At 47.3% G+C, this 16,052-nt stretch carries 16 protein-coding genes and 1 tRNA gene; 9 read left to right on the forward strand and 8 right to left on the reverse strand.

Going from position 1 to position 16,052, the window contains the following annotated elements; all coding sequences use genetic code 11:
* Window positions 1-31: 31 nt before the first annotated feature.
* The 4 genes from recA to ACWHYD_RS11005 all read right to left on the reverse strand — a co-directional run bounded on the left by recA (window position 32) and on the right by ACWHYD_RS11005 (window position 3,728).
* Window positions 32-1,132, reverse strand: coding sequence for a recombinase RecA (recA, locus tag ACWHYD_RS10990; RefSeq protein WP_447962082.1), 1,101 nt, complete (start codon window positions 1,130-1,132; stop codon window positions 32-34).
* Window positions 1,133-1,215: 83 nt separating this feature from the next.
* Window positions 1,216-1,830 (reverse strand): RNA 2',3'-cyclic phosphodiesterase, encoded by a 615-nt coding sequence (thpR, locus tag ACWHYD_RS10995; protein ID WP_447962083.1) that lies wholly within the window; start codon window positions 1,828-1,830, stop codon window positions 1,216-1,218.
* A complete protein-coding gene (locus ACWHYD_RS11000; RefSeq protein ID WP_447962084.1) occupies window positions 1,814-3,094 on the reverse strand; it encodes a CinA family nicotinamide mononucleotide deamidase-related protein in 1,281 nt (426 codons plus the stop codon). Before ACWHYD_RS11000 ends, thpR begins: the two co-directional genes overlap by 17 nt.
* A gap of 55 nt (window positions 3,095-3,149) precedes the next feature.
* Complete coding sequence (locus tag ACWHYD_RS11005; RefSeq protein WP_447962085.1) at window positions 3,150-3,728, reverse strand: hypothetical protein; 579 nt, start codon at window positions 3,726-3,728, stop codon at window positions 3,150-3,152.
* A gap of 266 nt (window positions 3,729-3,994) precedes the next feature.
* On the opposite strand from ACWHYD_RS11005, the gene ACWHYD_RS11010 reads away from it, so the two are divergent.
* From ACWHYD_RS11010 to ACWHYD_RS11020, 3 genes are all read left to right on the forward strand, one after another.
* Window positions 3,995-4,702 carry a chlorite dismutase family protein gene (locus ACWHYD_RS11010; RefSeq protein WP_447962086.1) on the forward strand — a complete coding sequence of 236 codons (708 nt, stop codon included), beginning with the start codon at window positions 3,995-3,997 and terminating at the stop codon, window positions 4,700-4,702.
* A gap of 403 nt (window positions 4,703-5,105) precedes the next feature.
* The gene (locus ACWHYD_RS11015; RefSeq protein WP_447962087.1) at window positions 5,106-5,321 is read left to right on the forward strand and encodes a hypothetical protein; all 216 of its coding nucleotides are present in this window, start codon (window positions 5,106-5,108) and stop codon (window positions 5,319-5,321) included.
* A 51-nt stretch (window positions 5,322-5,372) separates the two neighbouring features.
* On the forward strand, window positions 5,373-6,539 hold the full coding sequence (locus tag ACWHYD_RS11020) for a hypothetical protein (protein WP_447962088.1): 1,167 nt from the start codon (window positions 5,373-5,375) through the stop codon (window positions 6,537-6,539).
* Window positions 6,540-6,575: 36 nt separating this feature from the next.
* On the opposite strand, the gene ACWHYD_RS11025 is transcribed toward ACWHYD_RS11020, so the two are convergent.
* Entirely contained in the window at window positions 6,576-7,820 is a 1,245-nt protein-coding gene (locus ACWHYD_RS11025; RefSeq protein ID WP_447962089.1) for an EAL and HDOD domain-containing protein, read from the reverse strand.
* Window positions 7,821-8,026: 206 nt separating this feature from the next.
* On the opposite strand from ACWHYD_RS11025, the gene ACWHYD_RS11030 reads away from it, so the two are divergent.
* Window positions 8,027-8,102, forward strand: a tRNA-Met gene (locus ACWHYD_RS11030).
* Window positions 8,103-8,182: 80 nt separating this feature from the next.
* On the opposite strand, the gene ACWHYD_RS11035 is transcribed toward ACWHYD_RS11030, so the two are convergent.
* The gene (locus ACWHYD_RS11035; RefSeq protein ID WP_447962090.1) at window positions 8,183-9,148 is read right to left on the reverse strand and encodes a sensor histidine kinase; all 966 of its coding nucleotides are present in this window, start codon (window positions 9,146-9,148) and stop codon (window positions 8,183-8,185) included.
* A gap of 373 nt (window positions 9,149-9,521) precedes the next feature.
* Between ACWHYD_RS11035 and ACWHYD_RS11040 the strand changes: the two genes are divergently transcribed.
* Complete coding sequence (locus ACWHYD_RS11040) at window positions 9,522-9,836, forward strand: hypothetical protein (RefSeq protein WP_447962091.1); 315 nt, start codon at window positions 9,522-9,524, stop codon at window positions 9,834-9,836.
* A gap of 31 nt (window positions 9,837-9,867) precedes the next feature.
* On the opposite strand, the gene ACWHYD_RS11045 is transcribed toward ACWHYD_RS11040, so the two are convergent.
* Together ACWHYD_RS11045 and ACWHYD_RS11050 are read right to left on the reverse strand one after the other, a co-directional pair.
* Window positions 9,868-11,349 carry a class I SAM-dependent methyltransferase gene (locus tag ACWHYD_RS11045; RefSeq protein ID WP_447962092.1) on the reverse strand — a complete coding sequence of 494 codons (1,482 nt, stop codon included), beginning with the start codon at window positions 11,347-11,349 and terminating at the stop codon, window positions 9,868-9,870.
* Between the two features lie 187 nt (window positions 11,350-11,536).
* Entirely contained in the window at window positions 11,537-12,892 is a 1,356-nt protein-coding gene (locus ACWHYD_RS11050; protein ID WP_447962093.1) for a glutamate-5-semialdehyde dehydrogenase, read from the reverse strand.
* 412 nt (window positions 12,893-13,304) lie between these two features.
* Here ACWHYD_RS11050 and rpsB point away from each other — a divergent pair, with 412 nt between their 5' ends.
* From rpsB to frr, 4 genes are all read left to right on the forward strand, one after another.
* Window positions 13,305-14,087: a 30S ribosomal protein S2 gene (gene rpsB / locus ACWHYD_RS11055; protein ID WP_447962094.1), complete on the forward strand. Its 783-nt coding sequence runs from the start codon at window positions 13,305-13,307 to the stop codon at window positions 14,085-14,087.
* 64 nt (window positions 14,088-14,151) lie between these two features.
* Window positions 14,152-14,748, forward strand: a complete 597-nt coding sequence (gene tsf, locus ACWHYD_RS11060) for a translation elongation factor Ts (protein ID WP_447962095.1) — start codon at window positions 14,152-14,154, stop codon at window positions 14,746-14,748.
* Window positions 14,748-15,476: a UMP kinase gene (gene pyrH / locus ACWHYD_RS11065; protein ID WP_447962096.1), complete on the forward strand. Its 729-nt coding sequence runs from the start codon at window positions 14,748-14,750 to the stop codon at window positions 15,474-15,476. Before tsf ends, pyrH begins: the two co-directional genes overlap by 1 nt.
* Before the next feature lie 14 nt (window positions 15,477-15,490).
* Window positions 15,491-16,048, forward strand: coding sequence for a ribosome recycling factor (gene frr, locus ACWHYD_RS11070; protein ID WP_447962097.1), 558 nt, complete (start codon window positions 15,491-15,493; stop codon window positions 16,046-16,048).
* Window positions 16,049-16,052: the final 4 nt, after the last annotated feature.

Genomic DNA, 16,052 nt, shown 5'->3' on the forward strand with positions numbered 1-16,052 from the left:
TCGGTCAAGATGAATGTGCCACTCGGCCAGATCAGTCACGATCCCCTGTTGATTTTTTTCCACTAGAACTGGCAGGGGGAGATGATTCCTCTTTTTGTTGAGCCTCCACGGAGAGGCCATAGCTGTTTCGTAATTGCGTGTCGATATCCTTGGCAATATCCGGATTACTTTTCAAAAATGTTTTGACCGCCTCCCGGCCCTGCCCCAACCGTTCCTCCTTATACGAATACCAGGCTCCGGCTTTATCCACGATTCGACGCTCAACGCCTAAATCCACTAATTCCCCAACTTTAGAGATACCTTCCGCAAACATGACATCAAATTCGGCTTGCTTGAAGGGTGGGGCCATTTTATTTTTAACCACTTTCACTCGTACCCGACTCCCCATCACATCCTGACCATCTTTAATCGATTCAATCCGGCGAATATCCAACCGCACTGAAGAATAAAACTTCAACGCGTTGCCGCCGGTCGTGGTCTCAGGGCTGCCAAACATCACCCCAATTTTCATACGAATCTGATTGATAAACACTACCGACGCTTGAGATTTTGAAATGGCCCCGGTTAATTTTCTCAAGGCCTGTGACATCAATCTCGCCTGAAGCCCCATATGGGAATCGCCCATCTCCCCTTCAATTTCGGCACGAGGAACCAGGGCTGCAACTGAATCCACGACAATGATATCTAACGCTCCGCTTCGAACCAACGTTTCGGTGATTTCCAAAGCCTGCTCACCCGTATCCGGCTGGGCCACCAGCAGATCATCCGTCTGCACACCCAGCTTTCTGGCATAGGAAATATCCAACGCATGCTCAGCATCAACAAAGGCGGCCGCCCCTCCGGCCTTCTGAGCTTCAGCAATCGCATGCAAGCACAGCGTGGTTTTCCCGGACGATTCCGGCCCGAACACCTCAATGACGCGACCTCGTGGCAACCCACCGATTCCCAGCGCCATATCAAGCCCAAGAGACCCTGTAGAAATAACAGGAATATCATGAGGAACGTTGTCCGTCCCTAGCTTCATGATCGCCCCTTTGCCAAATTGCTTTTCAATTTGGGTCAGAGCTAAATCCAATGCTCGTTTTTTTCCGTCTTTTTGTGTTTCTTTTTGAGGAGTTACGCGTTCTGCCATTAGGTGTCCTTTTGTTCAATATCCCTGGTCGTGCAAAGTGGCGGCTATCTTACCCCACCCTCTCTAACAGGTAAATGGCTATCTTAACTTGAGAAATTTGATACTGCCTCATTTAATGGCACCGCCCACAGAGGAATATATTCCACACCGATCGTGGTCACATTACTGCGAAAAAGAGTGATCCGGGCAACAGGTAATATCCCAAGATTCTGAGGTTGTTCCAACAAGCCCGAATGAGTCAGTACCTTACCCACCTGAGAATTGTCATGTTTAATCCTGGCCAGGGTCAAATGAGGAACATAGGGCTTCTCCTCGGAGGGAAAGTCTAACGGGTCCAACGCGCCCTCGACCCCGGAAACAAGATTAAGCAAGGCAGGAATGTCTCCCGTGCATCCAATCCACAATATCCGTGGACGTCGAACGTGTGGAAAAACCCCCAGGCCCTGAATCTCTAATGTGAAAGGCGGCTGACTTTTTCCGATGGGCTCAAGAGCGGTCAAAACCTGGTCCACCATGCTAGCGTCAACATTACCAAGAAATTTCAGGGTGAGATGAATCGATTCAGGGCGAACCCAATTGACATGTGGCAAGAAGTTCTGAAGCTGTTGTTGAAACTCACTCACTTTCCGGCACAGGTCCAAGGAGAGTTCCACCGCAAGAAAAACTCTCAGACTATTCCGGTTAGAATGAAGCTTCATTAGCATATCGACGAATTAAATCCAAAACAGCCTGAGATGTCTTCAGTGTAATTTCCGCGCGGTCCCCATGAAACTGCCAACGATACCACCGCGGACCTTGCGGACCATCAATCGCGCCATATACCAGACCCACTGGTTTGTCTAGGCTACCTCCATCAGGACCGGCAATTCCTGTGACCCCCACCCCTACATTGACCCGGCTTCGCCTTCGTATTCCTTTGGCCATAGCCAAGGCTACCTGCGAGCTCACCGCCCCATACCGCCGAAGGGTCGATGCAGGAACCCCCACAAGTTCTTGTTTCGCTTCATTACTGTAGGACACGACTCCCCTATCCACATACAGCGAACTTCCAGGTACGCCGGTTAGGCGATGAGCCACTAACCCTCCGGTACAGGATTCGGCGACCGCAACCGTCCAGGAAAGACCTCGCAGAGCTTCTCCGACGATTTCCTCCATGGTGCGTTCACCTTCCGCAAAGAGCCATGGTCCTATACATTCACGTACCTGACGGACTAGGTCAGCCCATTCCGGAAAGAAGGGGGACCTTTCCTTCGCAAAAGATTGGGAGTCGCTGACCATCCAACAACTCACCGTCACCGTCACTCCCCTGGGCGAGGCCAGGAGGCCAAATTGGATAGGTCCATCTTCCCTCAAAACAGCACTCAATGCCTTTTGGACATCGGTTTCCGGTAATCCAAAGGTATGAAAGGTATGCAACCAATAGTGTCTTTTGCTCTTAAAAATCTTCCTGAGTATCGGTTGAACCTGATCAATCATCATAACTTTGGCTTCGCGAGGAACACCTGGTAACACAACAATGACCGTTTGCCCCTGGCGCATTAAAAAACCTGATGCCGTGCCCACGGTATTGGCCAACATCGTGGCTCCGGAAGGAAGAAACGCCTGTTTGACCAATATTGGCGTGACCGGTCTTCCAAATCGTCGATAGCAGGCTTTGAGATTGTCATACGCTCTTTTGCGTTTAATCAACGGACATCGAAAGGTTTCGGCTACAGCCTCTCGGGTACAATCATCGAGTGTTGAACCGAGTCCACCGGTCAAGACAATTACATGAGCGCGCTTCAATGCCCCACGAAGGGCTTCTTGAATCTCACCTTTCTGATCACCAACAGAGATCTTTTTCCGAACCTCAATCCCACATTCCGCGAGAAGATGTCCAACAAATACCGAATTACTATCGATTCGCCCGCCCAGAAGCAATTCCGAGCCCACGGCAATGATTTCGGCATGAAAAAGCTTCACGTTCAAGGGATTCCGTCAGATGGCATCAATCGGTTGTTTATTCATCCAATGACCCTCAAGGAATGTCAGCAAAATCCAGATCAAAGGTCACTTCGCCTCCCGCTCCAGGGAAAACCTTGATAGTGGTCTGAGCCAGGGCATCAAAAGCATCATAGTTAAAGGACGCCACAATCTTTGCACGAAATATGGGAAGTTCTTGGCTTTGGCTGATCTGGGAAGCTCTGGCATCAAACCGAATATGATCAGGCTTGATCAACCGATTTTCTTGTTTGAGCAAAAGATAGCTGTTATTGGCAAACGTGGGTGAATCCCCGAAAATTGCCACCACGACTTGCAAGGCTTTTTCGTCCAGGACTCGTTGAATATCCTCTGAGCCGGGATTTTCTCCTCGAAGAGCAAAATGACAGGACAACACCGCAATTCCATTTAATTTTGTCATAAGAAATCCCTGGGCCTGAGGAACATCAGAAGAAGACCCACCGAAATGCCGATACAATATATTGGGTGGAGTTCGACTACTTGCTCCCTCTTGACCAATATGAACGGCTTCAAGAATTTGGGATTGCGAGGGATCTGAAACAATGCCCCACACCGGAGAGGAAGCTAAAATGACCAATCCCACTTCAAAAAGCATCAAAAAACCGGCACATCTTATCGATCTACCCATAGTCCCCACAGGTTTGAGGAATAGTTGAAATAACAAGATTGGCATCAATAACCATGAACTACAAATGTTGCTCCCTCCGGACTAAGGCCCTACTCCGCACTCCTCCGTGTCCAAAAGGATCTTAACAGGCATCACGCAACGTGCGCATTGACAATATTGCGGTAGCGATGTTAAGACCTATTTTTTTAAGTGATTAAAAAAACACGTGTTTTCATTTCAGGGGAGGTATGAATATGGCCGGTGCCGAAGAGGCTGCCAAACAACAATTTGTCAATTTTGCTTTCTATAAAGTCGACCCTTTATGGAGACGTCTTCCCAAAGAGGTGCGGGACCAGGGCAAACAAGAATTTGTCCGCGCAGCGGAAGAATATACTGGTAAAGTCATTGTCGTGCCTTACACCACAACAGGCATTCGAGGCGATTGCGACTTTCTGTTGTGGCGAATTAGCTATGACCTGGAAATGTTTCAAGAAATGAGTTCAAAACTCTTGGCTACAGGCTTGGGGCAATACCTTACTACCCCGTATTCCTATCTTTCCATGACGAAACGATCCATATACGTAGACCATCATGTGCATGAGGGCCAGGAAAGTCGAAGATTGAAAATTTCTCCCGGCCGTGCGAAATATATCTTTGTGTATCCATTTGAAAAAACCAGAGAGTGGTATCTGCTCACCAAAGCTGCCCGCCAAGGCATGATGGATGAGCATATTGCAATTGGGCATAAGTACCCCTCGGTCAAACTCAATACCACCTATTCCTTTGGTTTGGATGACCAGGAATTTGTGGTGGCCTTTGAAACCGACTCTCCCCAGGACTTTCTGGACCTCGTCATGGAATTACGCTCTACCGAAGGCAGCCGTTACGTCAAACGTGACATCCCAATTTTCACTTGTATAATGAAAAGTCTTAAAGAAGTTGTCGAAACCGTGGGCGGGTAACCTATCTCAATCAATCTCGAACCGCATGTTCGAACAGCCACTCGGCACTACCCCAGGATAACTCTTTCAAACAGGTACCCTTACCGAAGGGTACCTGTAAATGCTTCCCAATATACGTCCCCTAATCTGAGGACGTAAATTATCACTGCTAGACAGAAAAACAGGAGGACGGAGCATTCGGTCATTTGATGGTTCATGACAAACACCGTTTGCTAGGTAATTTCTACTACACGCAACCTGGTTTTTTCACCTATCTTATCCTCTTACCTGCGACATCCAACAATTTAAAAGTTTCTTGGATTTTAGAAATTATTGGTTAGGCCCACGACCCCATTTTGACAGGTCTCAAAGCGGTGTGTTATCAAGAAAACCAAAGCCTAATTTTCATTTTTGGAGAGTCAGAATGGAAGGGGAAAAAGATGTTCTTTTCGTGCGCCGAGACAAAGATGGCGCAGTGACCTTATTTATTGACGAAGATTGGGCGGCAGAACGGGGGGTTGATCCATCGCAATTGGTCAAAATTGAAATCCCCAGAGAACTCTATGCCAACGGAACGGTACAGCAACTAAGGGAATACGCAGCCACATGTCTCGAATCTCTTGATAATGGCACTCCATAAAACTTTTAAGGTGAAAAATCCGAACTCTTGCACTTGAGTTCATTAATGCTTATGCCTACAACTCTACGTTTTGAACATATCGAGTCAGCCATTCAGACACTTCCAACTCAAGGCCGCACCATGCTGCAACTTCTTTTGTTGCAGTACCTGGACCTGAGTCCTGAATCCATCGCCTATATGGTCAACGATCAACCCGATTCCCGATTTCAGGCAGGCAACCAGCCAAAAGGGAACCCGCTCTCCCTGGAAGCCGAACGAAATATCACATCACGTGCGAACCAGTACAGGGATTACTACCGGCAAAAACGTGAGCGCCCAGGAATGCACATAGAATTCCTGACTCAAGAATTAAAAATCCTTGATAAAACCATTCAGATTGCAGAGCGGTTACTCACATCAGAATTTGGATTGACTCAGAATGGCTTGCAGGATGCTAAAACCCAAGCACCCTCGATCCTACTTCGCCAGGAACTCCGAAAATTAGATCGTGGATGGGATAATCAGGAACTGTCCACAAAGGAGTATCAGGCACAACGATTGGTCCTGGAATACCAGTCTTTATTGCGACGACGTGGGATATTCAGGCGTCGCCTGAAATTTGCTCAAAATGATTTCATCGTTTCAGGAAATTCCCCATTGCAGGATCACGAAATTGCCCATATATGGGGAATTCCTTTAGGGAGTCTCGTTGCCAGAAAGGTCAAAGCCCTTCAACAGTTTCTGACTGAATTACAAAAGCATCAGGACAAACACTCAGCGCCGGATGAGCCGTTGCAACCCATAAACCTATGGAAAGAAGCCCTTGACTTCTTGTCCCAGCGTCCCTTTGAAAAGTCAATGGTTGAATACGATGGCTTGGGAAAAACAGAGGAAGCGTTGCTTGATCAATTGCGAGCATTTGTCGAGGGAAGTATGTCAGAGCCTGAAGAATCCAAGTTTTGGACAAGTATTACCAAAGTAAATGATACGGAATTTTCCGGAACATGGCTTTCCCAAGCCCGTTCCATTTTAGCTTTCCAACGATTAAACGCTCTGCTCAATGATATGGATTTTTCAGATGAAGGATTGGAAGAAAGCTTACGTGTTAAAATTTACCCCCAACTCCCTGATGATCAACTGGCCCCCGAATCCGATGATAAACCTATTGAGCTTAGTGAAAAGGGTGTCGGTGTCTTGAATTATTTTGCAGGAGAACAGGACGATAAACGAAGGGGATAATTCTGGCCTTCAAGCCTTTCCCCGTATCCTTTCCCGCTAGATACCGTCCCCCGCCCCTAAAGTCGCTTTCATAACATCATTGGCCCATTCGGTACTGAGAAAATACTCATGGCGTACTACGTGGGGCTCAAATCGACTATCCTCAATCTGATCCCAATCTCCTCGTTCGTAAGACATCACGCAGGTTAAAATTTCTCCAAAGCATCCCTGCCGTTCGGTCAGAGCAAGCAGAACTTCAGACGCAAGAGGAAGACCTGCAAGAAGTTGTTTCATTTCACAATCAAAGTAGGCATCCAATACAGAAAATAGGCCAATGGTAAAGCCTTGGCTTGTGGACTCCCCTTGTAGCCGGCTCAACCCTTGACACATTCGTCCCCGGATCAGCGCAATGCGCATCAGTTCGCTTGGCTTTCCGCCGGTATTAGCCAGCACAAGCAAGGAGGCCCATTGCCGCATACGTTCGGTCCCTACCATCCCAACGGCTTGTCCAATTGAATTGACTACTCGAGGAAGGCCCACAGATGCAGAATTCACAAAACGAAGGAGCTTGAGACTCAGCGACAGATCATTTTCAACCAACGCCTCAAGATCTTCCATTTTAATATCGGGATCTTGCAATTTGGCCAATAACAGCACGATCGCCATACGATTTCCGGAAAGCTTGACTCCCTCCATGATCTGCGGTTTACAAAAGAAGTATCCTTGAAAATATTCAAATCCCTGTTCATAACAGAACGTATACACCTCTTGATTTTCAACTTTTTCTGCAAGCAATCGAACGGGATATTGCTTCAACACATCAATTTGCTCCAGAAGCTGTTCACTCGTTAAGGCCAAAATATCCACTTTCACAAAGTCAGTAACTTCTAATAATGCTCGGTGAGAATCCCGCACGATAAAATCATCCAGCGCGATTTTATACCCAAGTTGCCTAGCCCTGACAAGAGATTGGAGGACGAGGGGCGTTGGCTCAATGGACTCCAATACCTCGAGAACCACATTATTCTTTGGCAGGACTTCATAATTTTGACTTAAAAAGAAATTCGCTGTCAGATTGATGAACGCCTGACCCGTTCCAGCAATCTGGTCAATTCCCATCTCTAAAAACGTATTCACCATGACCCTGGCGGTAGCCTCATCCCCGTCAATCACTTGTGCACTATTGGCTTCACCATCTCGATATAAGAGCTCATAGCCAAAAACACCTTTTTCACGATCAAAAATGGCCTGTCGCCCAACCAGAACGGAGTGCTTGATGTTTGGAGCAGCCGTTAAAGTCATAAAAACCTTTCAAGGTTAAAAATCACCAACTTTAGAGGTATCCCCACGATTACCAGGTCCTCAAACGAATAAGTAAAGGAGGTGCTACACTGAATCCTGCGCACCACCACTAAAAAATTCAGCCAAAAATTTTGATCATTTCCAGAAAAAGAATTGTCCAAAGTTCTTCAGCTATGGTATAGATCTTTTCGTTCTTGGTGAAATTCGGCGGTGTAGCTCAGGTGGTAGAGCAGCGGACTCATAAGCCGCGGGCCGGGGGTTCAAATCCCTCCACCGCCACCAAGTTTCTTATTTCCCTTCCTCTCCCTTGATCCCAGGAAACAGCCGACGCTTCCCCGTTGGGACACATTAGGACACAAAAGTTATCCGACCGGAACGCGTTGGGTCGCATTCGATGAGGAATCTACGGGTGATGCCGAATGACGATTCTCAGCCGGCGCTTCATTTAATGGAACTTCAATGAATACCGAAGTTCCTTTAGACGGTTGACTGTGGATTTTCAAACGAGCCCCTATCTTCTTTGCCCGATTGACCATATTTCCTAATCCATGTCCTTGAGCCCGGACAAGATCAACTTCAAAACCCTTCCCATTATCTGACACCTCCACAACCGTGTCTGTAGCCGTCATCTTCGCAGACACCTGTCCCTTCTTCGCGTGCGAATATTGTATGCTATTTAGAACGGCCTCTCGTACAATATGTAGCAGCTGAGCACCCTGCTCGCGTGACAGTTGATCCTCACAAGAGGGATCGACATTGACCAGTATCGGGAATGAAGCTTCTTGACTCAAATCTTCTACCAGTGTCTTGAGTGCCACCTCGAATTTATTCCCCAACAGAACTCCGGCCTTGAGATTTTCCAAAAACCCCTTGAGCATCTCTGACATTTCGGCCACTTGATCAATAATGCAGTTGGTGGGACGCCCTACCTCCATAGCCATTTGAATTTTTTGCAAGGCGCGGGCGATACGTTCATAAAAGTGCAGAATAATGACATTTCGTTCCTCAATGACGGCTAATAGCTCCTTATTGCGTTCAAGCAGATACAGAAAGGGACCCAACCGCATGATTCCAGCTAACAATAATCCGGCGACAACAAAACCCAGCCATGTACTCACAAAATTCACTGGAGGAGGATTCAGTTCAAGGTAGGGAATGGTTATCCCATAAGTCTTCTGAATAGCCAGGAGCCCAACTGCCACACTTAAGAGATTCCATACCAGGGTATTTTCAGTCGAACGTACACGACGAAGAAGCAAAACAACCGTCAACCAATGCGTCAGACAGGTTGCGAGCAACATCCAAAACAAAAGTGTCTCACCATTCATCTAGCTAAGACATCCTTCCCCCGTAATACATAGACCTTCCTTCTTCACCTAAAGCGGGTTGACCCTCCCTCTATCGTGTTTGGTCACCCCCAATATTCTCGGCTATAGAACAGATTAAGGCAGTCAATAAAACCATTAGCGAATGCATTTCACAGCCTCGCTCTTCTTGTCGGAAATTTCCCAGACCATCTTAAGAAAACCATTCTTGAATAACCTTGATTTAGGCTTTCTGCTCTAGTGATCTCCTCCAATCCCATCTCCTTCTACAGACCCTGGTGCGCTGTCATTTCGTGATTCCTCGCCTCCTCCCTCTGAGGTATTTACCGGTAGGAGTCGGTCAGACAGACTCCTCACAGTATTGGGATATAGTGAGATGCGATTAGCCATAATTTTCTTCTTAAGCCTTCTCTTCTGGTCGGTAACCATCTCAATCGAGTATGGGAATCGGAACACAAACACCACTTTCACAGCCCAAGCCTGTTCAGGGGAAGTCAATGGAGACGTCCTCCTTGATTATTTACAGATAGGAAGAATTAAGGGAATAAGAGATAATGGCCGCATACTTACGGTTGGCCTCACTTCCGATTGGGCAACCCTTCCCTCAGACATTCAGCAGAAAACATATGAAGCAGTCGCCTGCTATGCCAAAACGCAACAGCGCAAATTACAGGTTATTGAAACTCCATAAAAAACCAACCGAAGACTCGGATTGAAGGAACTCAGGCAGGTGGACCGTGTCGATGCTGGAGGGACTCTCGATAATGTTCACTTAGAATCTCAGCTCGACCTTCATCCATAAGTACAAGCTGACGTTGATCGAAAACATTGGCGAAATAAAGATATGTCAGATGGGTTGTGGTCCCCAACTCGATATGCATTTCCCCTCTCTCACCATCTTGAAAAGTCGACTCCCGTTGAACGTGTTTGGAGGGAAGTCCTTCGTAGATGATTTGTGCAGAGGAATGGTGATTTTCGTAACAAGGCGCGGATTGATCCTCCCCAGCGTGAATCATGCCGCCCCAAAAGTCATGAACCAACTGTTGAAAGTCAGACTCGGTTATGTAGGTAACAGTTTCAACCAATTGATGTAATAGATCCCGATCCGCCCCAGCTCCAATAACCAGGCCTGTCAAACCGGAGGAATACTGACACAAACCCCAAGCAAAGATTTCCTTCCACAGTCCGAAGCGAAACATCCAGGACCCCATACTGGAGTGAACACCCGAAACACTGGCACTCACTTGATCTGTAGCCAACACCCGCCCCATCTTTTCGGCAGCAATCCCGATGCACCGATAGAGTGTTTCACCTGATGCCCGATATGGTTCCTCATTCCATCCAAGAGTCTCCACACCCTGTGTGATCCGGGCAACCTCATACAGGGGTCCATCGGTCACCTCATCATCCACTGACCGATACCGGCAGAAAACCGGCGAAGATATGGGAAACAAGCCTCTGGCACCTAACGCACGTTGAAAGAAAATACGCCGACCAAGATTCCAGGTTTTTTCAAAAAGGAGCATTCTCCCAATCGACCCTAATACCAACATCAAGGCATCCAAACGTCCCTGTACTCCCGTCAGAACTTCCAGCTGCTCCTGTCGTTGATGGTCATTGGCACGTTGAAACGTTTCCCAGGTTCGGCTTGGAAGCCCAGGCTCCCGTTCCGCTTGAAACAACGTATGCGTCGAAAGAATGAGATCGTAAGTTCCGGAAATCTGTTGTGGTGGCACATGAGAGATCTCAAAGCGAACATTTCTGATTTGTCGTTTTTCTGCCTCAAGACAAGCCATTTCAACCGATCGAGGCGATCGATCGATTCCCACAAATTCAACGTCAGGATGCTGTAGGGCAAAAAATATAGTTAGAATGCCAACCCCACAACCATAGTCCAAAACCTGTTGAGCCGGTGCGATCCGGCGACACACAGCGGTTCCTATCGTCAAAAAATATTGCAACCGCTGGGAATACAAAATGGGCATAAGATCCCGACGTGCCAATCCATCATAAAACTCAATGTCGCCCTTTCCGTTTTCTTCACGGTATCGATGTTCGATCAATCGTTGAAAATCGTGTAATTCCTCTTTAGAAAGCGTCTCCCGTTGCCAGCCATAGTATGACGCCTCATCACGAAATTCTCGCAACCCCCAAGACTGCAAATAAGGGAAAAGCTCCGCATGATATTCAGTATTTTCTTCCATTTCATATCCCATAATGAACCCGAGTAAGAAATTCACTCAAAAGAAAATTGAATACCGGAAACGATGGCAGACCGGAGGAACGGAGAAAAACGATCAAGGCAAACAACGGGATTTGACTAACGAAGGCATGGGAATATGCATAGCCAACACACCGGTACCGGCCATGCATATTTCATCAAAAAGCCGACTAGAACTTGGCAGATAACATCATCGCATCCTGGTAGGCCTGAGGTACTGGGTGTGGCTGTTGGAGTTGTCCAGTTCCCAATACCATATATTTTTCAATCGTGAGCTTGGAGAGAATAAGAGGACCTCGCCCTTGCATTCGAGTGCTATTACTCCCGATATCCGGACCAAGACCGAACTGAGGTCCTCCATGAAGGCGGGTCGAAGCATTTACCATAACGGCGCTCGAATCAACCTCTCGGACAAAGCGCATGGCCAGCTGATAATCCCGGGTCACAATCGTATCCGTATGTCCTGGGGCATAGGTCCCAATATGATCGATGGCCTCCTGACTATCCTTCACCACTTTAATATTCAGGGTCAAGGATTGATATTTTTTCCCCCAGTCGGTTTCCTCCGCCACCTTAATCCCTAAATGCCCGCTCATTTCCAAAACACCCAACATGGAAACCGTTTTAGGACAGCCATGCAAGGTCACCCGAAATTCCTGAAGAAGTCTTCGTGTTAATCCTGGCAATAAATGCCGAGAAACGCCCTGATGCACCAGAAGGGTGTCCATAGAATTCGCTTCGAATGGCGATTGAAGTTTGGCATTGACTGCAATCGTTTGTGCTAGGGGAAGATCAACATCCTGATCAACATACACATGACACAGACCTCCCTCAAAGCCAATGACAGGAACTCTGGACTGCTCCATGATTCCATTGCGCAAACCAGCGCTCCCTCGGGTAATCACAGCTTGAACGTATTGAGGATATCGCACCATTTCCAGGGCTGCCTCCGGGGAACTCCGGTCGAGAAACGTTAATCCCCCTTCGGGGACCCCATTGGAAACCGCAGCCTTCTGGAGATAGTGAACAATTGCACCATTCGTATGAAACCACTCGGTTCCCCCACGAAAAACGCAGACATTATTGGTCTTCATGCACATCCCAAACGACTCAACTGTCACCAGAGGACCCATATCCGACACCACCGCCACAATACCCAGGGGGGAACGTACCGTATGAACCTGCATGCCATCAGTAGTCAGCCAGGCATGACTCACTTCTCCGATTGGATCAGGAAGAGCCTGTAAATCTAACAACCGTTGCTGCATAAGGTGAATCGTGTCTTCTGAAATTCGAATCCGTTCTGACGCCTCACGATGGGCTTGTTGATCAGTTGCCTTGGAAATGCCAGCCAAATCTTTTGCATTGGCCTCTAAAATTTCCTGAGTATGATCGACTAAACTCTCGGCCATCGCCAGTAACGCCTGATTTTTCGCACTAGGAGATATGCAGGCCATGGGGCGAGCAACTTCCTTCGCTCCCTTCAGAAGCGCTTGCACATACAATTTCAGAGGTACTTCAACCATCCTTCGCACTCCTTCATCATAAAAATGTTTGAAAACCGGTTTGACTATAGCCATGAAGACTCATGGAGTCAAAAATTGCATTGATTCAAAAAGATTTTTTACATGTCCTTCCTTATATTCTACGATGCCCGCCGAGGGCCAAGCTCCCGTCGCATACCTATTAAAAGATAATCAGGGTTGAATTAGAATTTCCACCTATGCTAACCTCGTTTGGTTTAATGGAAAATTATTAAGCATCAATTAAATTGCATGAATGTCTCTTCACTTGGAACAGCCTGCCTGATAAGACAATCCGCCTTTATTGTCTCCTGCCGGTCCCATTTGAGCCAAATTACTGTTTTGAATTTCGTTAAAAAATCCACTGTTTCGTGTTAAATCAGTATATCTCTGAAAGGGGGTGGGAAGGTCCGTTATGGTCACGATTAAATCGTTATTAGAAGCTGGGGTTCACTTCGGGCATCAAACAAATCGGTGGAACCCGAAGATGAAACGCTATATCTTTGGGGAAAAAAACGGCATTTATATTATTGACCTCCAAATTTCTCTTCAATGTTTCCAAAAAGCCTACGAATTTACCCGAGATACGGTGGCTGCAGGGGAATCCGTCTTATTCGTGGGGACGAAGCGGCAAGCCATGGGCATTGTGGAGGAAGAAGCCAATCGTTGTGGAATGTTTTTTGTCAACCAGCGATGGCTGGGTGGCATGTTGACGAATTTCCAGACCCTCCGTCGCAGCATCAATCAACTAAAAAAACTCGAAGCAGCAGAAACCGACGGCACATATGAACGACTGAAGAAAAAAGAAATCGTTCGTATGAAAAAAGAGCAAGCCAAACTTGAAAAATATTTGAGCGGCATCAAAGGCATGAACGATATTCCTGGGTGCATTTATATCTTAGACACCCGTATCCAACATATTACGGTCAAGGAAGCCAATCGTCTTGGCATTCCGGTTATTGCCCTCGTGGACACCAACTGTGACCCTGAAGGCGTAGACTTTCCTATTCCTGGGAATGACGATGCTATTCGATCCCTCAAATTATTCACGGGACAAATTGCCGACGCTTGCATCGAAGGTACTGAAATTCGCCGGAAGCGACAGGAGTCAGTCGCAAATGGCGAGGGGTTCCTTCCAGACAACCCTGAACAAGGTCAACCATCCGTTGCGGCAAACCAGAATTCCCAGCCTGTCTAAGGATCCCGGGTTCATCAATTTGAACCGAAATTTATAATACAATACTCAGTAGGAGAGCATGCATATGTCTAGCTTGAGTGCCTTGGTGAAGGAGTTGCGAGGCAAAACAGGGGCAGGAATCCTTGATTGTCAAAAAGCCCTTCAAGACACAGAAAATAATGTTGAAAAAGCCATCGATCTGTTGCGCCAAAAAGGGTTGGCTGCTGCGCAAAAAAAGGCAGGACGAGAAACCAAAGAGGGCATTATCTCCTCCTATATTCATTCAGGATCAAAAATCGGAGTCCTGATCGAAGTCAATTGTGAAACAGACTTTGTTGCACGAAATGAAGAATTTCAAGCGTTCGTCAAAGAAGTGGCTCTACAAATCGCGGCCTCCCATCCTTTGTATATTAAACGTGAAGACGTTCCGGCTGACTTGATTGAACGGGAAAAAAATATCTATCTCGCGCAGATAAAGGAATCGGGCAAACCCGAAGCGAGTTGGGAAAAAATCATCAAAGGGAAATTGGAAAAATACTTTCAGGAACAATGCCTCCTGGAACAAGGCTTCATTAAGGATCCCAGCATCAGCATCCAAGATCTCCTTTCGCAGAAAATCGCAAAATTAGGGGAAAACCTCACGATCAGTCGCTTTACGCGCTACCAACTCGGCCAGGACTAATGTCGCTCAAATATCGCCGGGTTCTCTTAAAGATCAGTGGAGAAATGCTTGCTGGGGAACAAACCTACGGCATTCAGCCTTCCGTTTTACATAACCTCGCAGACGAAATTGCCGACGTCCTGACCATGAAGGTGGAAATCGCCATTGTGATTGGAGGTGGCAACATTTTCAGAGGCCTCGCTGCGAGTGCCTCTGGCATGGAACGAGCTTCGGCCGATTATATGGGCATGCTCGCGACCATGTTGAATGCTCTGGCTTTGCAAAATGCGTTAGAGAAAAAAGACGTCCCCACCAGGGTCTTATCGGCCATTGAGATGCGTCAGTTAGCCGAAAGCTACATTCGTCGTCGGGCTATTCGGCATTTGGAAAAAAAACGTGTGGTGATTTTCGCCGCTGGCACCGGCAATCCATACTTTACCACCGACACGGCCGCCGCACTCCGAGCCATGGAAATTGGTGCGGATGTGATCATGAAAGGCACGAAGGTTGATGGAATCTACGACGCGGACCCGATGACGACACCCACGGCAAAACGCTTTACGGAATTACCATTTTTATCGGTGCTCAATAAAAGCCTGAAAGTCATGGACGCTACAGCCATCACGCTGTGCATGGATAACGATCTGCCTATCATTGTCTTCAATCTGACGTCCTCAGGAAACATCAGAAAAATCCTTGAGGGAGAACCGATCGGCACCATTGTCTCCAAAAATGCACTTGTCACTTAACGTGGGGAATGATCATGAACGATCCAACCATTCTTAAAACTACTCAGCGAATGGAGGGAGCCATCGAGCACCTCAAGAGAGAATTCACGTCTCTCCGAACCGGTCGTGCTTCATTAGGACTACTCGACCATATTACCGTTGATTATTACGGGACGCCAACTCCCCTCAAGCAGGTTGCCAACCTCGCGATTCCTGAGAGCCGTATGATCACCATTCAACCCTGGGATACCTCCCAAATCCGGGAAATTGAACGTGCCATCATTAGTTCGGAATTGGGACTCACTCCCTCCAATGACGGAAAACTCATTCGGCTCCCCATTCCCCCATTGAGCGAAGAACGACGGAAGGATTTAGTCAAACTCAGTAAAAAATATGGGGAAGAGACCAAAGTACAGATTCGTGGATTTCGTCGTGAGGGCAATGACGAACTCAAACACCTTCACAAAGAAAGCTCACTGACAGAAGATGCCAAGGGCCGGCTTGAAACGGAGATCCAAAAACTCACAGACAAATTCATACAAGCCGTCGATGACCTCACCAAGAAAAAGGAGGAGGAAATACTCGCGATCTGAGGAA

This window comes from Nitrospira sp. Ecomares 2.1, assembly GCF_965152585.1.